Genomic DNA, 21,145 nt, shown 5'->3' with positions numbered 1-21,145 from the left:
TGCCGCCCGGTTCGGCCTGCAAAGAATCGCATCGAGTTGCGCAAGGGAACGTGACGGGCCGCAGCGGCGGTTTCCTACCGCCTGCCGAGGGCACCGTGCGGGTCTCCTCGCCGGACCTGCCGGGCGGCCCCGGACGGGGTCGGCGTTGACGGCCCGTGCCCCGGGTCACCGGACGACGCCCACGCCAGCACCGACTCCACCTCGACGTCGAGCTCCGAGACCGGGATGTGGCCGAACTGCTCCACCACCACGCGGCCGTCACGACGCCGCCATGTGCCGCGCACCTGGCCGTCCACCACGACGTGCGGGCCCGCGGGCCGGACGAGAGGCGCGTGCAGGGGGTCCAGCAGGAGGGTCCGGTCGGCGTAGCCGAGCAGGAACGTGTCGAACGGCCCGAGGAGGCGGACCGTGCCGTCCAGGTCGGCGGCGTCGGTGGCGGGCGGTTGCCAGCCGTGCTCGCCCTCGACCAGCTCGTCGAACGGGAACGCGGCGCGCACCTCCACCTCCGGCAGGCCGCTCCAGGCGGTGAAGTCCTCGACCGTCGCGGGGCCGTACGCGCGCAGGTAGCGGCGGACGAGCTCGGCGATGCCGAGTGGCTCGTGGTCGGTGCGGGGGAGCAGCCGGTAGGTCGACTCGCCGGCGACGACCACGCCCTCGTTGGCGGCGTAGGCCAGCAGGTAGGAGGGTGCGGCGCCGGTCGGGTCGAGCGCCACGCCGACGTCGGCCAGCCGGGTGACGACCTCGGACCTGGTCAGCGGCTCGGTGAGCACTTCGCGCAGGGCGGCCAAGGCCCGCGCGCACACCTCGTCGGTGAGGCCGAGCTCCTGCCGGCGACGTCGGGAGCGGGCCACGTTCACCGGGCCGAGCAGCGCCACCAACCAGCCGACGTCCTCCCGGCGCAGCAGGTGCACCGCGCCGCGCATGGCACACGTGCGCACGACGTCACCGGCGTCGAGCGCGGCACGCAGGTCGGCGGGGGAGACGTCGGTGGTGCGGGCGCGGACGGCGAGACCGGCGGCGGTGATGTCCTGCGCCTGCACGGCGAGCACGTCGTGCAGCAGCCCGGCCAGCGAACGGGCCGGGGTCGTCAGGCGTTGTGCCCGCATGCGCAGCGCCCTGGCCCGACCGGCGGTCACCTCGGCCCCGCGCCCGTCGAGCCGCGCACCACGAGCTCGGGCAGGAAGACGAACTCCGCGTGGGGTGCGGGCGTGCCGCCGATCTCCTCCAGCAGCGCGTTGACGGCGGCCTGGCCCATCGCCTCCACGGGCTGGCGCAACGTGGTCAGCGGCGGGTCGGCGAACACGATCAGCGGCGAGTCGTCGAACCCGACCACGGACACGTCCTGCGGCACGTCCAGCCCGCGCTGCCGGGCCGCCCGGATCGCGCCGAACGCCATCAGGTCGCTGCCGCACACGATCGCGGTGCAGCCCTTGTCCAGCAGCGACGCCGCCGCGGACTGCCCGCCCTCGACGGTGAACAGCGAGTGCCGCACCAACGCCTCCGCCTGCTCGGCGGTGTAGGGCAGGGCGGTGCGCATGTGCTGCACGAAGCCCTCGATCTTGCGCAGCACCGGCACGAACCGGCGCGGGCCCACGGCCAGGCCGATGCGTTCGTGCCCCAGCTCGACCAGGTGCGACACGGCGAGCCGCATGGCCGCCCGGTCGTCGGTGGACATGAACGGCGCGGAGATCTTCTCCGTGTAGCCGTTGATCATGACGAACGGGATGCCGCGGCCGGCGAGCTTGGTGTAGCGGCCCATGTCGGCGGTGGAGTCGGCGTGCAGGCCGGAGACGAACACGATCCCGGCCACGCCCCGGTCCACCAGCATCTCGGTCAGCTGGTCCTCGGTGGAGCCGCCCGGTGTCTGCGTGCACAGCAGCGGCGTGTAGCCCGCGCTGGTCAGCACCTGTTCCACGACCTGCGCGAGGGCGGGGAAGATCGGGTTGCCCAGCTCGGGGGTGATCAGCCCGATGAGCCCGGCGCTGCGCTGGCGCAGCCGGGGCGGGCGCTCGTAGCCGAGCAGGTCCATCGCGGCGACCACCGCCTGGCGGGTCGCCGCGGACACGCCCGCCTTGCCGTTGAACACCCGGCTGACCGTCGCCTCGCTGACCCCGGCCTGCGCGGCGATGTCGCTCAACCGGGCGGTCGCGCCGTCCATGTCGGTCCTTTCCGTCGCGGCGACACGGGCCCCCGAAGGAAAGTCCTTGCAAAGGCTTTCAGCAAGACCTTGACGGTCACATTTCCGGCGCCAACCCCGCTGAACCGAGGCAGCGGGCGGCCTGCCGCGCGCCGGCGGCCAGCGCCGAGGGCACGACGGCGCCGGCGAGGTGGGCGACCAGGAAACCGGAGAAGAAGGCGTCGCCCGCGCCGTTGGTGTCCACGATCCGCTCGATCGGCACGGCGGGCACGCGGTGCACGGCGCCGTCGACCACGGCCACCGCGCCGTCGGCGCCGAGCGTGGCCACGGCCCGCTTGTCGAGCGACGTGAGGAACGCCGACAGCGCGTCGCGGTCCGGGAAGCCGTCGTCGTTCAGGAACACGTGGTCGGCCGCGTCGAGGAAGTCGCGGTGGAACTCCGCGCCGCCGTCGTAGTCGTGCAGGTCGCACCACACCTCGACGCCGGCCTCGCGGGCGGCCGACAGCAGGGGACGGGCGTGGTCGGCGAGGTCGATCACCGCGGCGTCGGCCGCCGCCAACGCCGCCAGCGCGCGCTCGTCGTGCCGCGCCTGGCGCAGCCGGGGGAGTTCGAGGTAGATCGACACCCGGCCGCCGTGGGGGTCCATCAGGTTGAGGTGCTGCTCGGTGGCGGTGTCGACGACCTCGGCGATCACCTCGACCCCGGCCTGTTCGAGCACGCCGAGCACGGACCGCCCGGCGTCGTCGTCGCCGACGACGGTCCGCAGCGTCACGTCGGCCCCGAGGGAGGCGAGGTTCAGCGCCTTGCCCGCCGACGTGCCGCCGACGGCCATCCGGTGGCCGGTGGCGAACGCGGTGTGCGGCCGCGCGGGCGGCAACCGGTCCAGCAGCACCAGTCGGTTCCACGACACCGGTCCCGCGACGAACACCTTCGGCCTGTGCATGGGCGCCATTGTGTGGGGTGATCAACAAACCGGCGAACGAGCGGCGGTGCGGACCGCACATGCTTCATGACTATCTCTATAGCTTCAGTGTTGACTAAAATAGCTTGCCGTCGTGATCGTTTGTGATGGAGTGGGGGAGTACGCGCCACGACCTGTCTCCGCCGCCCGAGTTGTTGTCCGCGTGCAGCTCATGGTCTATCTCTGGAGAGGTTCCTCGATGCCGCAGCGCAACAAACCCGGCAGACGGTCGGTCGTTCCCCTGGCCACGGCGGTGGCCACGGCGGGAGCGCTCGCCCTGCCCGCTTCACCGGCTCACGCCGCCGACATCGACGTCCCCTGTGATCCGTCCGCACTGGTCGGGGCGGTGGCCGCGGCCAGTGCCTCGACCGACCCGGACACGCTGTCCCTGGCGCCGAACTGCGTCTACACGCTCACCGCTCCCGCTGTCGTCGGGGGGAAGACCGGGCTGCCCGAGATCAGGGGCACGCTCACCGTCCGCGGCAACAACGCCACCATCCGGCGGGCTCCGGACGCGCCGCAGTTCCGGCTCGTCTCCAACTGGGGCGACCTGACCCTCGACCGGGTCACGCTCACCGGCGGCCACGCACCGGACGGCGTCGGCGCCGACACCTCCGGGCAGGGGAGGGCCGGCGACAGCGGTGGCGCCATCCAGAACTGGGGCCCGCTGACCATCACCAACAGCGTCCTGACCGGCAACAGCAGCGGCGCCGGCGGTCGCGGCGCCGACGCGACCGCCACGACCTCGGCCGGCGAAGGTGGGCTCGGCGGGTTCGGCGGCGCCATCTCCTCCTACATCATCGGCTTGGGGACGGTCGCCGTCACCGACAGCCTGATCAGCGACAACCGCACCGGCGCCGGTGGTCGGGGCGGTGACGGCACGGGTTCGAAGGCAGGTGGCCGGGGTGGGTCGGGTGGTTTCGGCGCCGGCGTCGAGGTGATCTCCGGTTCCGTCCTGCGCGTCACCGGCAGCACGATCACCGGCAACGTCACGGGGGACGGCGCCCCGGGCGGTTCGGGTGGCAGCGGTGGTGGCGGGGGAGGGGACGGTGGTGGTGGCGGTCTGGGCGCCGGGGTGTTCGTGTCCACGCGGGAAGGCGAGTTGCTCAACCCGACCATCGCCGCGACCACGACGAGGGGCAACAAGGGGGGCCGGGGTGGCGACGCCGGCGTCGCGGGGCCCGGCGGGTACGCGGGGTGGGCCGGCTCCGGTGGTCGCGGGGGAGGGGTGGCGGTGTTCTACGACAACCTCACCCTCGACGGCGGCAAGGTCACCCACAACAGCGCGGGCGTGCCCGGAACGGGTGCCTCGCCCCTGCGTGCCTCCGGTGGCGGCATCTACACGTTGCAGGGGCGGGTCGCGCTGGCCAACGGCGCCGTCGTGACCGGCAACCGGCCCGACAACTGCTACTCCACCGAGGACGTGCCCGGCTGCGTCAACGCACGGCGCGCGACCGGTGGCCAGGGCACCGTTGCCTCCTCGGCCAGGGACCGCCAGGCCGAGGAGTTCGCTGTCGCGGCGCGTGCGGCGATGGCGCTGTCCCGCTAGTCAATCATCTCGATAGCTTCAGTGTTGACCGAAGTTAACCACTTCGTCGGCGCCGGTCGGCACGAGAACTGAAAAAACGCCTCGAAGCCCTGGGCGCGTCGGATCGCGTCCAGGGCTTCGAGGGCGGGTCAGGGCTGTTCGGACCACCAGCGGCGGCCGGTGTCGCCGAGGGTGGAGATCGGGTCGTAGTAGGGGTACCGGCGGTCGAGGGCCTCGGGGTCGTCGAGCTCGATGCCGGTGCGGTAGTTCTTGGTCCAGTAGGAGATGCCGAGTTCGCGGTCGTACTCGTGGAGTTGGTGGACCCAGCGCTTGCCGACGTAGGGGACGTCGCAGACGATGCGCGGGGTGGCGTAGCCGGGCAGGTAGCCCATGATCGCGTGTTGGAGTTCCTGGGCTTCCCAGACGGCGACGCGCCAGTGCTCGGCGTTGGGGATCATGTCGCACATGTAGAAGTAGTAGGGCAGGATGTTCGCCTCGCCCTGGAGTGCGAAGCAGAGGTCGAGCAGGTCGTCGGGGGTGGCGTTGACGCCCTTCATGAGCACGCCCTGGTTGCGGACGTCGCGGACGCCGACTTCGAGGGCGGTGCGGGCGGCTTCGGCGACCAGTGGTGTCACCGACTGCACGTGGTTGACGTGGGTGTGGATGGCGAGGTTGACGCCGCGGCGGCCGGCGGTGCGGGCGACGCGTTCGAGGCCTTCGACGACCTTGGGTTGGAGCCAGTGCTGGGGTAGTCCGGCGAGGGCCTTGGTGGCGAGGCGGACGTCGCGGACGGTGTCGATGTCGAGCAGTCGCATGAGGAACGATTCGAGCTGGGGCCAGGGGACGTTGGCGACGTCGCCGCCGGAGACGACGACGTCGCGGACGCCGGGTGTGCGCTTGAGGTAGTCGATCATCCGGTCTTGGCGGTCGACGGGTTTGAGGGCGAGCTTGTGCTTCTGGACCTGGGGTGTGGAGTTGCCGACGAGGTCCATGCGGGTGCAGTGGCCGCAGTACTGGGGGCAGGTGGAGACGAGTTCGGCGAGGACCTTGGTGGGGTAGCGGTGGGTGAGGCCTTCGACGACCCACATCTCGGCTTCGTGGAGGGAGTCGCGGGCGGAGTGGGGGTGGCTGGGCCAGTCCGGGTCGCGGTCTGATCGGACGGGGATCATGTAGCGGCGGATGGGGTCGGCGAGGAAGGCTTCGGTGAACGCCTCGGGGTCGGTGGGGGCGTGGGGTGCGATGGTGTTGAGCATCTGGGGTGTCACGAGCATGGACATGGTGGCCGAGTGCTGCTGGTCGGCGGCGAGGTCGTCGTAGAACCGGTCGGTGAGCAGGTTGCCGGTGAGTGCGCGTAGTTGTTTGGGGTTCTTGACGCAGTTGGCGCGTTGCCACTGGGCGTCGCGCCACTGGGTGTCGGTGGTGTCGCGCCAGGCGGGGAAGCGGCGCCAGTCGGGTTCGACCAGTTCTTGGCGCACGTAGGTGTAGGGCTGGAGGTCGGCCTTGTGCTGCGGGGGTGTGACCTCGTGCAGCGCAGTCATCCATGCTCCCTGTCGGTCGAGTGGCGTGAAGATATGCTGCCAGATGGCCGGTTGGGCGTAAATATTTCGGCGGGGAGCGTTTTCGGGGGTTCGTGCGTTGGGTGGGGTATGCGCGTGTTGGTGGTTGTGCTCATCGGCTTGGCGGTGGAGGTCACCGCTCTGGTGGCGGCGTTCGGCGCCTGGGGGTTGTTGCCGACCTTGGGTCTGCTGATCCTGGGTGGGGTGGTGGGTTCGGTGTTGATGCGTCGGGAGGGCGCTCGGACGGTGGCGGCGTTCTCGGAGGCGTTGCGGAGTCGTCGTGCGCCGCATCAGGAGTTGGCGGACGGGGTGTTGATCGCGGCGGCGGGGTTCTTGATCGTTCTGCCGGGGTTCGTGAGTGATGTGGTGGGGTTGTTCCTGTTGTTCCCGGTGACGCGGCGGTTGGTCAGTCGGCGGATCGCGCGGCGGGCGGAGGAGCGGGAGCGGGCGATGGCGTTGAACTTCCGGTACGGGCAGCACCCGATGGCGGGCGGTGTCGTGGTGGACGGTGTGGTGGACGGCGATGTGGTGGATGTGCGGTCGGAGTCGCCGTCGGCGCGGCCGGAGTTGCCCTGATCGGCGGGGGTGTGCCGGGTTGGTCCGGTTCGCCGGGCGGGTGGTGGGGTACGTGAGACGGCATGACCGTCATCGGTGTGCACGCTTCGCATGAGCAGGTTCACCCGTCGGCGTTGTTGTCGGCGGTGCGTCGCGCGGAGGAGGTGGGGTTCGACGCGGCGATGAGTTCGGACCACTTCTCGCCGTGGAGTGCGCGGCAGGGGCAGAGCGCGTTCGCGTGGTCGTGGTTGGGTGCGGCGTTGGAGGCGACGAACCTGCCGTTCGGGGTGGTGAACGCGCCGGGGCAGCGGTACCACCCGGCGGTGGTCGCGCAGGCGATCGGGACGTTGGGTGCGATGTACCCGGGTCGGTTCTGGGCGGCGTTGGGCAGTGGTGAGGCGAGCAACGAGCACATCACGGGTGGCGGGTGGCCGCGCAAGGAGGTGCGGAACGCGCGGTTGCGGGAGTGCGTGGACGTGATCCGTGCGTTGTTGGCGGGTGAGGAGGTCAGTCACGACGGCCTGGTGCGGGTGGACCGGGCGAGGTTGTGGACGAGACCGGATGAGCCGCCGTTGTTGATCGGTGCCGCGGTGAGCGAGGCGACGGCGCGGTGGTGTGCGGAGTGGGCCGACGGGTTGATCACGGTGAACGCGCCCGCGGAGCAGTTGGAGCGGTTGGTGGCGGCGTACCGGGGTGCGGGTGGTCGGGGGAAGTTGCACCTGCAGGTGCACTTGAGCTGGGCCGGGTCGGATGACGAGGCGCGGTCGATCGCGCACGAGCAGTGGCGGAGCAATGTGTTCCCGCCGCCGATCTGCTGGGACCTGGACACGGCGGAGCACTTCGACCTGGTGTCGCAGGACGTGTCGGTGGAGCGGGTGGCGGAGGTGGTGAACGTGTCGTCGGACCTGGGGTTGCACGCGAAGACGATCCGGGATTACGCGGAGTTGGGGTTCGAGGAGATCTACCTGCACCACGTGGGGCGGGAGCAGGAGCGTTTCCTGGATGCGTTCGGTGAGCGCGTGCTGCCGGAGGTGCGGGCGTGAAGCTGACCCGGACTGCGGACCTGTGGTGGAAGAACGCCGTCGTGTACTGCTTGGACGTGGAGACGTTCCACGATTCGAACGGTGACGGGCACGGTGATTTCCGGGGGTTGATCGACAAGATCGACCACTTGCACCGGATGGGGGTGACGTGTTTGTGGTTGATGCCGTTCTTCCCGACGCCGGATCGGGATGACGGTTATGACATCACGGATTTCTACGGTGTGGACCCGCGGTTGGGGACGTTGGGTGATTTCGTGGAGTTCGTGCGGACGGCGCGTGATCGTGGGATGCGGGTGATCGCGGACCTGGTGGTGAACCACACGTCGGATCAGCATCCGTGGTTCCAGGCGTCGCGGGATCCGGAGAGCCCGTTCCACGATTGGTACGTGTGGCAGGACGAGCCGCCGGCGGATGAGCACGAGGGTGTGGTGTTCCCGGACAAGGAGACGTCGCTGTGGACGTACGACCGGAAGGCGAAGCAGTACTACCTGCACCGGTTCTACCGGCACCAGCCTGATCTGAACGTGGCGAATCCGGCGGTGCGGGACGAGATCGCGCGGGTGATGGGGTTCTGGATGGAGTTGGGTCTGTCGGGGTTCCGGGTGGACGCGGTGCCGTTCCTGTTGGAGGCGCCGATCGACGCGTTGCCGGATCCGCACGACTACCTGGCGGATCTGCGGGCGTTCCTGTCGCGGCGTAACGGCGAGGCGGTGTTGTTGGGTGAGGTGAACCTGCCGTACACGGAGGCGATGGCGTTCTTCGGCGGGTCGGACGGTGTGGGTGACGAGTTGCACATGTGTTTCGATTTCATCGGGATGCAGCAGATGTACTTGTCGTTGGCGCGTGGGGACGCGAGTCCGTTGACGCATGCGTTGAAGGAGCGTCCGAATCCGCCGCGTGATTGTCATTGGGCGACGTTCGTGCGCAACCACGACGAGTTGACGTTGGACAAGTTGACCGAGCCGGAGCGTCAGGAGGTGTTCGCGGCGTTCGGTCCGGATGAGGACATGCAGTTGTACGGGCGGGGGCTGCGGCGTCGGTTGCCGTCGATGTTGGGTGGTGACCTGGGTCGGATCAAGATGGTGTACAGCCTGTTGTTCTCGTTGCCGGGTACGCCGGTGTTGTTCTACGGCGAGGAGGTGGGGATGACGGAGGACCTGTCGTTGGAGGGCAGGTTGGCGGTGCGGACGCCGATGTGGTGGGACGCGGTGGACGAGCAGCGTCGTGAGCCGGATTCGCTGTTGGGGTGGGTGCGGTTGTTGGTCGAGCGGTATCGGGAGTGCCCGGAGTTGGCGTGGGGGACGTTCACGGCGATCGACACGGCGCAGCCGGCGGTGTTCGCGCACCGGTGTGAGATCGACGGTGGCACGGTGATCGCGGTGCACAACTTCGCCGGGGAGGACGTGTCGGTGGAGGTGCCGAAGGTCGACGGTGTGCTGACGGACCTGTTGGTGGACGGGACGGTGAAGCCGGGGAAGGACGGTACGGCGGTGGTGGAGTTGGGTCCGTACGGGTGTCGGTGGTTCCGTCAGGTGAGCCGGTAGCCGTGGGCGATCGGTTGGCCATGCCGTAGCGGGGTAGGACTTCGGCCTTGCCGGTGGTGACGAGGTGTTCGAGGTAGCGGCGGGCGCTGACGCGGGAGAGGCCGGCGCGGTCGCCGACTTCCTGGGCGGAGAGGTCGTCCTCGGTGGTGCGCAGCGCGTCGACGACGAGTTTGAGCGTCACCGGGGACAGTCCTTTGGGCAGGGCGGCGCGGGGTCGGTGTTGGAGGAGTTGGTCGACTTCGTCCTGGTCGAGCCAGGGTCCGAGGCGTTGGACGTCGGTGCGGCGGGCGAGGTATTCGCGCATGCGGTCGAGGAACGCGGTGCGGGTGAAGGGTTTGACGAGGTAGTGGTCGACGCCGCGGGACATGGCTTGGCGGACGGTGTCGCGTTCGCGGGCGGCGGTGACGGCGATGACGTCGACGGGTGGGCCGGTTCGGGCGCGCAGGCGGGCGAGGACTTCGAGTCCGGAGATGTCGGGCAGGTGGATGTCGAGCAGGACGAGGTCGGGGTGCAGGGCGTCGACGGCGCGCAGTGCCTCGCCGCCGCCGTGTGCTTCGCCGACGACGGTGAAGTCGGGGAGTGCTTCGAGGAAGCCGCGGTGGACGGCGGCGACGGCGAAGTCGTCGTCCACGACGAGGGTGCGCACGGTCTTCGGGTTGCCTGAGTTCGGGCGGCTCGCCTGCGGGTCGCCGGGCCGGGGGCTGCCGGGTCGCGGGTCGCCGGGTCGTGGGCTGCCGGGTGCGGTGTGGCCGGTCATCGGGCGGCCTCCGGGAGCCACACGTCGAAGGAGGCGCCGCCGAGTTCGGAGTCGGTGATGCGGACGCGGCCGCTGCGGCGGGTGACGACGCGGGAGACCAGGGCGAGTCCGATGCCGCGTCCGTGGGCGCCGCGGGGTGCTTTGGTGCTGACGCCGAGGGTGAAGATGCGGCCGCGGTCGTCGTGGTCGACGCCGGGTCCGTCGTCGTCGACCACTACGCGCACGCCCGCGGCGTCGGAGCGGACGAGGACGCGGACGGTGCCGCCGGGGTGGACGGCGTCGACGGCGTTGTCGACGAGGTTGCCGAGCACGGTGAGGGCGTCGTCGCCGGTGCGGGCGTCGACGGTGGTGGCGGGGTCCAGGCGCAGGGCGACGCCGCGTTCGTGGGCGGTGGAGGACTTGGCCAGCAGGAGGGCGGCGAGGGCTGGGTCGGTCATGGCGCCGCCGATGATGTCGGAGGTGACCGATCCGGCGCCACCGACGCGTTCGATGTAGGCGACGGCGTCGTCGCGCCGGTCGAGTTCGACCAGTCCGCTGATGACGTGCAGGTGGTTGGTGAACTCGTGGGCCTGGGCGCGGAGGACCTCGGTGACGGTGCGTTGGCCGTCGAGTTCGCGCAGGGCGTCGTGGAGTTCGGTGCGGTCGCGGAGGGTGAGGACGACGCCGACGGGTCGGCCGTGGGTCTTGGCGGTCATGCGGTTGGCGACCAGGACGCGTTCGCCGGCCAGGACGAGGCGGTCGGCGACGTCGTCGTGGGTGCGGGCGAGGTCGAGCAGGCCGCCGTCCTCGAGGACGGCGGCGGCGGGTTTGCCGGTGGGGTCGTCGGTGAGGCCGAGCAGGCGCAGGGCTTCGTCGTTGACCAGGACGAGGCGTTCGCGGTCGTCGACGGCGACGACGCCTTCGCGGATGCCGTGGAGCATGGCGTCGCGGGTTTCCAGGAGGTGGGCGATCTCGTCGGGTTCGAGGCGGAAGGTGCGCTTGCGGACCATGCGGGTGACGAGGGTGGCGCCGAGGACGCCGACGAGGGCGGCGGCGGCGAGCCAGCCGATGAGTTCGGGGAGGTCTTCGGCGAGGTCGGCGTCGAGTTCGCGTTCGAGGATGCCGACCGAGGCCATGCCGATGATGGCGCCGGAGGTGGACCGGATGGGGACCTTGGCGCGCAGGGAGGTGCCGAGGGTGCCGGTTTCGGTGCCGACGAAGACGTGGCCGGACAGGGCGGTGCTGGGGTCGGTGGAGACGGGTTGGCCGATGCGGGCGGGGTCGGGGTGGGCGTAGCGGACGCCGGTGCGGTCGGTGACGACGACGTAGGTGACGCCGGAGGCTTTGCGGAGGAGTTCGGCGAGGGGCTGGATGGTGGCGGCGGGGTCGGGGGAGTCGAAGGCGTCGACGACGGTGGGGAGGCGGGCGACGCTTTCGGCGACCGACAGCATGCGGTCCTTGTAGGCCTCGCGGATGCGGTCGCTCTGCAGCTTGGCCGCCAGCAGGCCCGCCGCGCAGGTGGTGGCGAGCACGATGACCGCCTGCAGCACGAGCAGGGTGACACCGAGGGGGACCGAACGGCGGCGCATGGGGGGCATTCTGGCCCAACGGGTGTGATCGGGGCCACGACCTAAACGACCAATACGGCCCTTACGACCTTTGCCCCGTCGGGTGGGGGTCGGGCTCCTAGCGTTGCGGCCCACCGGTGGCGACGACGCCCCGGGTCGGCCGTGATCGGTGTCGGCCGTGATCGGTGTCGGCCGTGATCGGTGTCGGCCGTGATCGGCGGGAACCGCGGTGGAGGATCTGATGGCAGGACGGCACACCCGACTTCTCGCGGCGGTGGGCGTCGCGGGCCTGGTGCTCGCGGGGTGCGGGGGCGGTGGCGCGGCGGGCGAGGTCGGCAGGTTGGAGATCATGGCCCCGGCGGATCCGGGCGGCGGCTGGGACCAGACGGCGCGGGCGATGCAGGCGGCGATCGACGGCGCCGGGCTGGCGGACTCGGTGCAGGTCAGCAACGTGGGCGGGGCGGGCGGCACGGTGGGGTTGCAGAAGCTGGCCAACGAGCGGTCCGAGAGCTACCTGATGGTGACCGGGCTGGTGATGGTCGGCGCGGTGGAGACCAACGAGGTGGACAAGCGGCTGGAGGACACCACGCCGATCGCGCGGTTGACCGCGGAGGACGAGGTGGTGGTCGTGCCCGCCGACTCGCCGTACCGGACGATCGAGGACCTGCTGGCGGCGGTGGACGCCAAGGGCAAGGACGTGACGATCACCGGTGGTTCGGCGGGCGGCACGGACCACGTGCTGGCCGGGATGCTGCTGCAGGCGTTGGAGATCGACCCGGGCAAGCTCAACTACGTGCCCTACTCCGGTGGTGGCGAGTCGTTGGCGGCGCTGCTGGGCGGGAAGGTCGACGCCGGTATCTCCGGTGTGGGCGAGTACGTGGAGCAGATCAAGGCGGGCAAGCTGCGGGCGCTGGGCACGTCGGGGCCCCGCGAGCACCCGGAGTTGAAGGTGCCGACGTTCACGAAGCTCGGCACGGGTGTGGAGCTGATCAACTGGCGGGGTGTGGTGGCGCCGGGGTCGATCTCGGTGGCGGCGAAGGAGAAGCTGGTCAAGCTGGTCACCGACATGCACGCCAGCCCGCAGTGGCAGGAGGAGCTGAAGAAGAAGGGCTGGACGGACACGTTCCAGACCGGGCACGACTTCTCCACGTTCCTGACCATGGAGATCGGCCGGATCAAGCCGGTGCTGCAGGAGATCGGCCTGGTCCCGTGACCCCGACACCACCCGACCCGACACCACCCGACCCGGGCGCCGTGCCCGGCGGGGCGGTCGTGTCGCGATCGGCGCAGGTGGAGGAGTACGTCTTCGGTGCCCTGGTGGTGGCGTTGGGGGTGTTCACGCTGGTGGACGCGACCACGATCGCGACCCGGGGCTCGATGGGCGCGGTCGGACCGCGCGCGTTCCCCTACGCGGTGGGCGTGCTGCTGGTCGTGACGGGGGTGGCGGCAATCGTGGCCACCCTGCGCGGCCGGCTGGGCCCGGCCGAGGACGCCGAGGACGTCGACACCACCGTGCGCACCGACTGGGTGACGGTGGCGAAGCTGGTCGCGGTGCTGGTGGCGCACCTGGCGGTGATCGACGTGGCGGGCTGGCCGGTGGCGGCGGTGGTGCTGTTCTTCGGCGCGGCGTGGACGCTGGGCGCGGTGTGGTGGAAGGCGCTGGTCGTCGCGGTGGTGCTGGCGCTGGTGCTGCAGGCGCTGTTCGCCTCCGGGCTGGGCCTGTCGCTGCCGGCCGGGGTGTTGGAGGGGGTGCCGTTGCTCGATGGGTAGCCTCACCGCGCTGCTGGAGGGCTTCGCGACCGCCGCGCAGCCCGAGTACCTGCTCTACGCCCTGCTCGGCGTCACCCTCGGCACCGCCGTGGGCGTGCTGCCCGGCATCGGCCCGGCGATGACGGTGGCGTTGCTGCTGCCGTTGACCTACTCGCTGGAACCCACCGCCGCGTTGATCATCTTCGCGGGCATCTACTACGGCGGCATGTACGGCGGGTCGACCACGTCGATCCTGCTCAACACGCCCGGCGAGTCGTCGTCGGTGGTGACGGCGCTGGAGGGCAACCGGATGGCCCGCGCCGGGCGCGGGGCGGCGGCGCTGGCCACCGCGGCGATCGGGTCGTTCGTCGCGGGCACGATCGCCACGATCCTGCTCACCGCGCTCGCCCCGACCATCGCCGACCTGGCGGTGACGCTGGGGCCGGCGGACTACGTGGCGCTCATGGTGGTGGCGTTCACCACCGTGGCCGCGCTGCTGGGGGCCTCGCCGGTGCGGGGGTTGGCGTCGCTGGGGCTGGGCCTGTTCATCGGGCTGGTCGGCACCGACACCCTCACCGGGCGGCAGCGTTTCACCCTCGGGGTGCCGACGCTGTCGGACGGCATCGACGTCGTCGTGGTCGCCGTCGGGGTGTTCGCCGTCGGCGAGGCCCTCTACGTGGCGGCGCGGATGCGGCACGGCCCGGTCGAGGTGGTGCCGGTGGGTGGGAAGTGGATGACCGGCGAGTTCTGGCGGCGGTCGTGGAAGCCGTGGCTGCGCGGCACCGCGATCGGTTTCCCGATCGGCACCATCCCCGCCGGTGGCGCGGACGTGTCGACGTTCCTGTCCTACGCGGCGGAGAAGAAGCTGGCGAAGCGGCCCGAGGAGTTCGGGAAGGGCGCGATCGAGGGGGTGGCCGGTCCGGAGGCCGCCAACAACGCCGCCGCGGCCGGGGTGCTGGTGCCGCTGCTGACGTTGGGCCTGCCCACCACGGCGACCGCGGCGGTGATCGTGGCCGGGTTCCAGAGCTACGGCATCCAACCCGGGCCGCTGCTGTTCACCGACGACTCGGCGCTGGTGTGGGCGCTGATCGCGTCGCTGTACATCGGCAACGTGATGCTGCTGGTGCTCAACCTGCCGCTGGTGCGGATCTGGGTGAAGGTGCTGCAGATCCCGCGGCCCTACCTGTACGCGGGGATCCTGCTGTTCGCGGCGCTGGGCACCTACGCGGTGAACTTCGTGGTGGACGACCTGGTGGTGCTGCTGGTCATCGGTGTGGCCGGGTTCTTCATGCGCCGCCACGGCTACCCGGTGGCGCCGCTGGTGGTGGGGCTCATCCTCGGGCCGATGGCCGAGGAGCAGCTCCGCCGCACCCTGCAGATCAGCCAGGGCGACCCGGCGGCGCTGGTCACCAGCCCGTTCGCGGCGGTCGCCTACGCGGCGCTGGCCGTGGTGCTCGCCGTCGCGGTGGTGCTGCGGATCCGCCGCCCCACCTGACCCCGCCGGGGGTGCGCCTCGTGCCCGGTCCGGAGTTCCCCGCGGGCCGGGCACACCCGCGTTCCGGGTCGTCCGGGCGTCGCGTCGTCGGCCGCGATCCCCTGTCCGCGTTCGGCGCTTTGGCGGCCCACAGTGTGTCCCTTGCGGAATCTCGCCCTTTCACGTGAAGATATCCGCGTCCCGGCTCTGTCGACCGAAGGATTTCCATGACTTCGCCGTTTGGTCTGCACCGCGTCCTCGAACCCGCCGGGGTGCTGCCGCAGCAGGCCCACCGGCTGGACGCCACGCCGACCTGCGGACCCGACGAGGTCCTGGTCGACGTCACGCGCCTCAACCTCGACGCCGCCTCCTACCGGCAGCTGCGCGAACGGCACGGCGTCACCGGTGTCCGACAGGCCGTCCTGGACATCGTCGCCGCCCGCGGCAAGATGCAGAACCCCGTCACCGGATCGGGCGGGATGCTCTTGGGCACCGTCCGCGAGGTCGGCCCCGCCTCACCGCTCGGGCTGCGCCCCGGCGACCGGATCGCGACCCTGGTGTCGCTCACCCTCACCCCGCTGCGCATCACCGACGGCCTCGCCGCGTGGGACGGCGACGACGAACAGGTGCCGTGCGAGGGCACCGCGGTGCTGTTCGGCCGCTCCGTCGCCGCCGTGCTGCCCGACGACCTGCCCGAACGGCTCGCCCTGTCCGTGCTGGACGTGTGCGGGGCACCCGCCCTCACCGACCGGGTCGTGCGCCGCCGCGCCGCGCCGTCGGTGCTGGTGCTGGGCGGCGGAGGCAAGTCCGGGTCGCTGTCGCTGGCCGCCGCCCGCCGCGCCGGCGCGTCCCGCCTGGTCGCGCTCGTGCCCACCGACCGGGAGGCCGCCGCGGTCCGCGCCGCGGGCCTGGCCGACACCGTCGTCGTCGCCGACGCCCGTGACCCCCTCGCCGTGGCCGACGCCGTCGGCGCGCGCGTCGACGTGACCGTGGTGTGCGTCGACGTGCCCGGCTGCGAGCACGGCGCGATCCTGGCCACCGCCGACGGCGGCACCGTCGTGTTCTTCTCCATGGCCACCTCCTTCGCCGCCGCCGCGCTGGGCGCCGAAGGCCTCGCCGCCGACGTGGAGATGCTCGTCGGCAACGGCTACGTGCCAGGTCACGCCGCGTTCGCCCTCGACCTGCTGCGCGCCGAACCTGCCGTGCGGTCGCTGTTCGAGCACCGGCAGACTCAGCAGGCGTGACTACAGTGAACGGCGCCTCCTCCGCGTCGACCGGTGCGTCGACGCGTCTGCTCGTGGGGGGACGCATCCACTCCCCGACCGCACCCGACGCCACCGCCATGGCCGTCACCGACGGCACCGTGGTGTGGCTCGGCCAGGATTCCGCCGGCCTCGCCCTGCACCCCGACGCCGAGGTCGTGCGCCTCGACGGCGCGTTCGTGGCGCCCGCGTTCGTGGACGCCCACGTGCACGCCACCTCCGCGGGCCTGCTGCTGACCGGCCTGGACCTCACCGGCTGCCTGTCGCTGGCCGAGCTGCTCGACGCCGTGCGCGCCGCCGACGGCCCCCTGGTGTGGGGCCACGGCTGGGACGAGACCCGCTGGCCGGAGAACCGGCCCCCGACCCGCGCCGAACTCGACGACGCCGCCCGCGGCGCCCGCGTCTACCTGTCCCGCATCGACGTGCACTCCGCGCTCGCGTCCACCGCGCTGCTCGACCTCGCCCCCGCCGCCCGCACCGCCGACGGCTGGCACCCCGACGGGCCCCTGTCCCGCGCCGCGCACCACCACGTGCGCCGCGCCGCGAAGGACGCCATCCCCGTCGACCGGCGCCGCGCCGCGCAACGGGCGTTCCTGGAGCACGCCGCGTCGCGCGGCATCGCGTCGGTCCACGAATGCGCCGGACCCGACATCTCCGGCCGCGACGACCTCGCCGACCTGCTGGCCACCGACCTGCTCGACGTCGTCGGCTACTGGGGCGGCCTCGACCCGGTCGACCTGCCCGTGCGCGGCCTCGCGGGCGACCTGTTCGTCGACGGCGCGCTCGGCTCCCACACCGCCGCCCTGTGCGCGCCCTACGCCGACGCCGACACCACCGGCGCCCTCTACCTCGACTCCGACGCCATCGCCGCACACCTGATCCGCTGCACCGAAGCCGGACTGCAGGGCGGGTTCCACGTCATCGGCGACGCCGCCGTCGCCGCCGTCGTCGACGGCTTCGACAAAGCCGCCGCCGTCGTCGGCACACCCGCCCTCGCCGCCCGCCACCACCGCCTCGAACACCTGGAGATGATCACCGCCGAGCAGGCCGCGGCCCTCGCCGCCCGCGGCGTCGTCGCCTCCGTGCAACCCCTGTTCGACCACGAGTGGGGCGGACCCGACGGCATGTACGCCCGCCGCCTCGGCGTCGACCGGGGCACCGCGCTCAACCCGTTCTCGGCCCTCGCCGCCGCCGGCATGATCCTCGCCCTGGGCTCCGACGCCCCCGTCACCGCCGTCGACCCCTGGGCCGCGATCACCGCCGCCGTCCACCACCGCACCGACGGCCACGGCATCTCACCCCGTGCCGCGTTCACCGCCCACACCCGCGGCGGCTGGCGCGCCGCCGGCGTCGACGACGGCGTCACCGGCACCCTGCAACCCGGCGCACCCGCCACCTACGCCGTGTGGGACGCGGGGGAGCTGGAGGTCGCCGCCCCCGACAGCCGCGTGCAGCGCTGGTCCACCGACCCGCGCTCCCGCGTCCCCGCCCTGCCCGCCCTGCACGGCCCCGCACCCACCTGCCTGCGCACCGTCCTGCGCGGCCGCACCATCTACGAGCGGGAGGCGTGAGGTGAAGGTCTTCATCTCCTGGTCGGGGCAGGCGGAACGCGAGTTCGCCCTGTTCCTGCGGGAATGGCTGCCCCTGATTATCCAAGCCGTCAAACCCTGGATGTCGGACAAGGACATCGCCAAGGGCTCGCTGAGCATGGCCGAACTCGGCGGCGCGCTCGACGGGACCTCGTTCGGGATCGTCGTGCTGTCGGCGGGCAACCAGCACTCGCCGTGGATCAACTTCGAAGCCGGCGCCATCTCCAAGAGCGTCGGCCAGTCCAAGGTAATCCCGCTGCTGCTCGACCTCGCCAAGACCGAGGTCACCGGCCCGATCAGCCAGTTCCAGGCCGTCGACGCGGGGGAGAAGACGGACGCCCTCGCCCTGTTGGAAGCGGTGAACGCCGACCTGCCCGAACCGCTGCCCGCACCGCGACTGGCCAGGTTCCTCGACCGCGAATGGGACGACTTCGCGGCCCGGCTGGCCGGGTTTCGCGCCACCGCACCCGACCACGAGCCCGTCCGCTCCGACCGCGACGTGCTCGAGGAGGCACTGCTGCTCCTGCGCCGCCTCAGCCGGCGCCTCGACGACACCTGGACCGGGCGGGGCCCGGCAGCAGACATTCTCCGGTCGCTGGCCTCGGACAGGTCTCTCAGTAATCAAGTACGCATTGAGGCGGCAGTCGCCCTACAAGGATTCCACCACGGACTCCACGGCGAATCCGCCGAACCCGACGAACAGGAGTGAACCCGATGGCGTTGCTCGACCTCGACCCCCGGGTGGTCGCCGCGGCGCGGGACCTCGCCGCCAAGGCCGCCGAACCGGTGGTGGCGCTGGCCAAGGCCCACACCACGGTGGCGGTCGAGCGCGCCACGCTCCGACTGGCCGGCATCACCGGCGCCGACACCACCCACCGCGCCGGCGACGTCCCCTGGGTCAACCGCGTCGTGGACACCGTCCGCGACCACTGCGGCCTCGAACACGGCGTCGCCCTGCCCGTGTTCCACGCCCTGCGCGAACACGACCTCGCCACCCTCACCGACCTCGCCGAGGCCACCGCCGCCGGGCAGATCCGCTACACCCTGCCCACCGGCCGCGACCGCGACCGCGCCCGCACCGCCGCCACCGCCGCCGTCACGCAGGGCCTACGCACCGTCGACCGCAACCGCGCCGACCGCGACCGGCTCGTCACCACCCTCGGCGACCCGCCCCGACGCCCCTGGATCTACCTCATCGTCGCCACCGGCGACATCGACGAGGACGTCGTCCAGGCCCGCAACGCCGCCCGCGCCGGCGCCGACATCATCGCCGTCATCCGCTCCACCGGCCAATCCCTGCTCGACTACGTCCCCGAGGGCGCCACCCACCACGGCTTCGCCGGCACCTACGCCACCCAGGAGAACTTCCGCATCATGCGCGCCGCCCTGGACGAGGTGTCCCACGAGGTCGGCCGCTACGTGCGGCTCACCAACTACGCCTCCGGCCTGTGCATGCCCGAGATCGCCGTCCTCGCCGGCCTGCAACGCCTCGACATGATGCTCAACGACTCCATGTACGGCATCCTGTTCCGCGACATCAACCCCATCCGCACCTTCGTCGACCAGCGGTTCTCCCGCCAGGTCCACGCCCGCGCCGGCATCGTCATCAACACCGGCGAGGACAACTACCTCACCACCGCCGACGCCGTCGACGCCGCCCACACCGTCACCGTCTCCCAACTGCTCAACGAGCACTTCGCCCACGAGGCCGGCCTGCCCGACCACCTCCTGGGCCTGGGCCACGCCTTCGAGATCAACCCCGACGTCCCCGAGTCGTTCCGCCTCGAACTCGCCCACGCCCTGCTGGCCCGCGAACTGTTCCCCGACGCCCCGCTGAAGTGGATGCCCCCCACCAAGCACATGACCGGCGACGTGTTCCACGGCTACCTGCTCGACGGGTTCTTCAACCTCGCAGGCCTGCTCACCGGCCAATCCATCCTGCTGGTCGGCATGATGACCGAAGCCGTCGCCACCCCCTTCCTGTCCGACCGCGACCTCGCCCTGGCCAACGTGCGCTACGTCCTGGGCGCCGCCGCCGGCCTGCGCGAGGACTTCCGGCCCGCACCCGACGGCCTCATCGTCAAACGCGCCCACCAGGTCCTCGGCGAAGCCGTCGACCTGCTGCGCCGCATCGTCGACGACGGCCTGCTCGACGCCATCGCCGACGGCACCTTCGGCCTCATGAAACGCCCCGCCGACGGCGGCCGCGGCGCCGACGGCGTCGTGCCCAAGGCCGACGACTACCTCAACCCCGCCGCCGACCTGCTGGAGGCACACCCGTGAAGCGCCACGTCCGCCCCTACGGCGACACCACCGGCGACGGCATGATCCAGACCTCGTTCACCCTGCCCGTCCCCGCCGGCCCCCACGCCGACGGCGCCGCCCGACAACTGGCCAACAAGATGGGCATCGACCCCGCCATGGTCGTGCACTCCCGACCCCTCGGCGACGACTTCACCTTCTTCGTCGTCTACGGCTCCGTGCGCCACATCGTCGACCTCGACGACGTCCGCGTCGTCGAACGCGACTACCCGCTGCTCCCACCCGCCGAGATCAACACCGCCGTCAAACGACGACTGCGCCGCAAACTCGTCGTCGTCGGCGCCTGCATCGGCACCGACGCCCACACCGTCGGCATCGACGCCATCCTCAACATCAAGGGCTTCGCCGGGGAGAAAGGACTGGAGTACTACCGCGAACTCACCGTCGTCAACCTCGGCGCCCAGGTGTCCGTGCCCGACCTCGTGCGCCGCGCCCGCGCCGAGAAAGCCGACGCCGTCCTCGTCTCCCAGGTCGTCACCCAACGCGACGCCCACATCCTCAACACCCGCGAGATGTCCGCCGCGTTCCGCGAGGCCATGGGGGAGCGCCGCCCCCTGCTCATCGCCGGCGGCCCCCGCTTCGACCCCCTCATGGCCGACGACCTCGGCGTGGACCGCGTCTTCGGCCGCGGCACCACCCCCGGCGACGTCGCCTCCTACCTCGTGCACGCCCTGCTCACCACACCCGCCACCCAGGAGAACCCGTGAACCCCACCGAGGGATTCGCCGTCACCCACCGCCGCTACGTGCCCCACTCCCACGCCCACTACGGCGGCAACCTCGTCGACGGCGCCTACGGCCTGGGCCTGTTCGGCGACGTCGCCACCGAACTGCTCATCCGCACCGACGGCGACGAAGGCCTCTTCGCCGCCTACTCCGCCGTCGAGTTCCTCGCACCCGTCCACGCCGGCGACGTCATCGAGGCCACCGCCACCCTCGTCCGCGTCGGCACCCGCTCCCGCGAGATCGACTTCGAAGCCCGCGTCGTGTGCCGATCCGCACCCCACCGCGGCCCCACCGCCGCCGACGTCCTCGACCCGCCCGTCGTCGTCACGCGCGCCCGCGGCACCGTCGTCACACCCCCACCCGCACCCTGACGCCACCCGCGTACCGACACCACCC

General features: G+C 71.6%; 18 protein-coding genes and 1 pseudogene. 13 read left to right on the top strand and 6 right to left on the bottom strand.

Annotation, left to right across the window (positions count from 1 at the left end; genetic code table 11):
• Positions 1 to 74: 74 nt before the first annotated feature.
• The 3 genes from AB0K14_RS20915 to AB0K14_RS20905 form a co-directional block, all read right to left on the bottom strand.
• Positions 75 to 1,136 carry a winged helix DNA-binding domain-containing protein gene (locus tag AB0K14_RS20915; RefSeq protein ID WP_360451737.1) on the bottom strand — a complete coding sequence of 354 codons (1,062 nt, stop codon included), beginning with the start codon at positions 1,134 to 1,136 and terminating at the stop codon, positions 75 to 77.
• Complete coding sequence (locus AB0K14_RS20910) at positions 1,133 to 2,158, bottom strand: LacI family DNA-binding transcriptional regulator (RefSeq protein ID WP_360451735.1); 1,026 nt, start codon at positions 2,156 to 2,158, stop codon at positions 1,133 to 1,135. Before AB0K14_RS20910 ends, AB0K14_RS20915 begins: the two co-directional genes overlap by 4 nt.
• A gap of 76 nt (positions 2,159 to 2,234) precedes the next feature.
• A complete protein-coding gene (locus tag AB0K14_RS20905; protein ID WP_360451733.1) occupies positions 2,235 to 3,080 on the bottom strand; it encodes a PfkB family carbohydrate kinase in 846 nt (281 codons plus the stop codon).
• Between the two features lie 217 nt (positions 3,081 to 3,297).
• Between AB0K14_RS20905 and AB0K14_RS20900 the strand changes: the two genes are divergently transcribed.
• Positions 3,298 to 4,647: a hypothetical protein gene (locus tag AB0K14_RS20900; protein ID WP_360451731.1), complete on the top strand. Its 1,350-nt coding sequence runs from the start codon at positions 3,298 to 3,300 to the stop codon at positions 4,645 to 4,647.
• Positions 4,648 to 4,775: 128 nt separating this feature from the next.
• Here AB0K14_RS20900 and AB0K14_RS20895 read toward each other — a convergent pair whose 3' ends face one another.
• Positions 4,776 to 6,164, bottom strand: a complete 1,389-nt coding sequence (locus AB0K14_RS20895) for a lysine 2,3-aminomutase (protein WP_360451729.1) — start codon at positions 6,162 to 6,164, stop codon at positions 4,776 to 4,778.
• Positions 6,165 to 6,272: 108 nt separating this feature from the next.
• Here AB0K14_RS20895 and AB0K14_RS20890 point away from each other — a divergent pair, with 108 nt between their 5' ends.
• From AB0K14_RS20890 to AB0K14_RS20880, 3 genes are all read left to right on the top strand, one after another.
• Positions 6,273 to 6,758 carry an FxsA family protein gene (locus AB0K14_RS20890; RefSeq protein WP_360451727.1) on the top strand — a complete coding sequence of 162 codons (486 nt, stop codon included), beginning with the start codon at positions 6,273 to 6,275 and terminating at the stop codon, positions 6,756 to 6,758.
• A gap of 62 nt (positions 6,759 to 6,820) precedes the next feature.
• Entirely contained in the window at positions 6,821 to 7,780 is a 960-nt protein-coding gene (locus tag AB0K14_RS20885) for a TIGR03885 family FMN-dependent LLM class oxidoreductase (RefSeq protein ID WP_360451725.1), read from the top strand.
• Positions 7,777 to 9,324, top strand: a complete 1,548-nt coding sequence (locus AB0K14_RS20880) for an alpha-amylase family protein (protein WP_360451723.1) — start codon at positions 7,777 to 7,779, stop codon at positions 9,322 to 9,324. Before AB0K14_RS20885 ends, AB0K14_RS20880 begins: the two co-directional genes overlap by 4 nt.
• Before the next feature lie 364 nt (positions 9,325 to 9,688).
• Here AB0K14_RS20880 and AB0K14_RS20875 read toward each other — a convergent pair.
• Positions 9,689 to 10,081, bottom strand: a pseudogene (locus AB0K14_RS20875) (response regulator); the annotation flags it as partial.
• Complete coding sequence (locus tag AB0K14_RS20870) at positions 10,078 to 11,649, bottom strand: sensor histidine kinase (RefSeq protein WP_360451720.1); 1,572 nt, start codon at positions 11,647 to 11,649, stop codon at positions 10,078 to 10,080. The gene AB0K14_RS20870 and the pseudogene AB0K14_RS20875, both read right to left, overlap by 4 nt.
• A 220-nt stretch (positions 11,650 to 11,869) precedes the next feature.
• Here AB0K14_RS20870 and AB0K14_RS20865 point away from each other — a divergent pair, with 220 nt between their 5' ends.
• The 9 genes from AB0K14_RS20865 to AB0K14_RS20825 all read left to right on the top strand — a co-directional run bounded on the left by AB0K14_RS20865 (position 11,870) and on the right by AB0K14_RS20825 (position 21,120).
• On the top strand, positions 11,870 to 12,841 hold the full coding sequence (locus AB0K14_RS20865; RefSeq protein ID WP_360451718.1) for a tripartite tricarboxylate transporter substrate binding protein: 972 nt from the start codon (positions 11,870 to 11,872) through the stop codon (positions 12,839 to 12,841).
• Positions 12,838 to 13,398, top strand: a complete 561-nt coding sequence (locus tag AB0K14_RS20860) for a tripartite tricarboxylate transporter TctB family protein (RefSeq protein WP_360451716.1) — start codon at positions 12,838 to 12,840, stop codon at positions 13,396 to 13,398. Before AB0K14_RS20865 ends, AB0K14_RS20860 begins: the two co-directional genes overlap by 4 nt.
• On the top strand, positions 13,391 to 14,872 hold the full coding sequence (locus tag AB0K14_RS20855; protein ID WP_360451714.1) for a tripartite tricarboxylate transporter permease: 1,482 nt from the start codon (positions 13,391 to 13,393) through the stop codon (positions 14,870 to 14,872). Before AB0K14_RS20860 ends, AB0K14_RS20855 begins: the two co-directional genes overlap by 8 nt.
• A 206-nt stretch (positions 14,873 to 15,078) precedes the next feature.
• The gene (locus AB0K14_RS20850; protein WP_360451712.1) at positions 15,079 to 16,095 is read left to right on the top strand and encodes an L-erythro-3,5-diaminohexanoate dehydrogenase; all 1,017 of its coding nucleotides are present in this window, start codon (positions 15,079 to 15,081) and stop codon (positions 16,093 to 16,095) included.
• Entirely contained in the window at positions 16,092 to 17,684 is a 1,593-nt protein-coding gene (locus AB0K14_RS20845) for an amidohydrolase family protein (RefSeq protein ID WP_360451710.1), read from the top strand. The genes AB0K14_RS20850 and AB0K14_RS20845 overlap by 4 nt, the downstream gene beginning before the upstream one ends.
• Position 17,685: 1 nt before the next feature.
• The gene (locus AB0K14_RS20840; RefSeq protein ID WP_360451707.1) at positions 17,686 to 18,411 is read left to right on the top strand and encodes a toll/interleukin-1 receptor domain-containing protein; all 726 of its coding nucleotides are present in this window, start codon (positions 17,686 to 17,688) and stop codon (positions 18,409 to 18,411) included.
• Positions 18,412 to 18,416: 5 nt separating this feature from the next.
• Positions 18,417 to 19,985, top strand: a complete 1,569-nt coding sequence (locus AB0K14_RS20835) for a lysine 5,6-aminomutase subunit alpha (protein WP_360451705.1) — start codon at positions 18,417 to 18,419, stop codon at positions 19,983 to 19,985.
• Positions 19,982 to 20,731, top strand: coding sequence for an OAM dimerization domain-containing protein (locus AB0K14_RS20830; protein ID WP_360451703.1), 750 nt, complete (start codon positions 19,982 to 19,984; stop codon positions 20,729 to 20,731). Before AB0K14_RS20835 ends, AB0K14_RS20830 begins: the two co-directional genes overlap by 4 nt.
• Positions 20,728 to 21,120: a hotdog domain-containing protein gene (locus AB0K14_RS20825; RefSeq protein ID WP_360451701.1), complete on the top strand. Its 393-nt coding sequence runs from the start codon at positions 20,728 to 20,730 to the stop codon at positions 21,118 to 21,120. Before AB0K14_RS20830 ends, AB0K14_RS20825 begins: the two co-directional genes overlap by 4 nt.
• The last annotated feature ends 25 nt before the right edge of the window (positions 21,121 to 21,145 follow it).

Source organism: Actinosynnema sp. NPDC050801 (genome assembly GCF_040673975.1).
Lineage (GTDB): Bacteria > Actinomycetota > Actinomycetes > Mycobacteriales > Pseudonocardiaceae > Actinosynnema.
This window is presented reverse-complemented; position numbering and strand designations above follow the sequence as displayed.

Excerpts from the sequence above, each read along its gene's own strand:
- AB0K14_RS20910 (WP_360451735.1), bottom strand. The coding sequence starts at position 2,158 with ATGGACGGCGCGACCGCCCGGTTGAGCGACATCGCCGCGCAGGCCGGG.
- AB0K14_RS20905 (WP_360451733.1), bottom strand. The coding sequence starts at position 3,080 with ATGCACAGGCCGAAGGTGTTCGTCGCGGGACCGGTGTCGTGGAACCGA.
- AB0K14_RS20900 (WP_360451731.1), top strand. The coding sequence starts at position 3,298 with ATGCCGCAGCGCAACAAACCCGGCAGACGGTCGGTCGTTCCCCTGGCC.
- AB0K14_RS20895 (WP_360451729.1), bottom strand. The coding sequence starts at position 6,164 with ATGACTGCGCTGCACGAGGTCACACCCCCGCAGCACAAGGCCGACCTC.
- AB0K14_RS20890 (WP_360451727.1), top strand. The coding sequence starts at position 6,273 with ATGCGCGTGTTGGTGGTTGTGCTCATCGGCTTGGCGGTGGAGGTCACC.
- AB0K14_RS20885 (WP_360451725.1), top strand. The coding sequence starts at position 6,821 with ATGACCGTCATCGGTGTGCACGCTTCGCATGAGCAGGTTCACCCGTCG.
- AB0K14_RS20870 (WP_360451720.1), bottom strand. The coding sequence starts at position 11,649 with ATGCGCCGCCGTTCGGTCCCCCTCGGTGTCACCCTGCTCGTGCTGCAG.
- AB0K14_RS20865 (WP_360451718.1), top strand. The coding sequence starts at position 11,870 with ATGGCAGGACGGCACACCCGACTTCTCGCGGCGGTGGGCGTCGCGGGC.
- AB0K14_RS20855 (WP_360451714.1), top strand. The coding sequence starts at position 13,391 with ATGGGTAGCCTCACCGCGCTGCTGGAGGGCTTCGCGACCGCCGCGCAG.
- AB0K14_RS20850 (WP_360451712.1), top strand. The coding sequence starts at position 15,079 with ATGACTTCGCCGTTTGGTCTGCACCGCGTCCTCGAACCCGCCGGGGTG.
- AB0K14_RS20835 (WP_360451705.1), top strand. The coding sequence starts at position 18,417 with ATGGCGTTGCTCGACCTCGACCCCCGGGTGGTCGCCGCGGCGCGGGAC.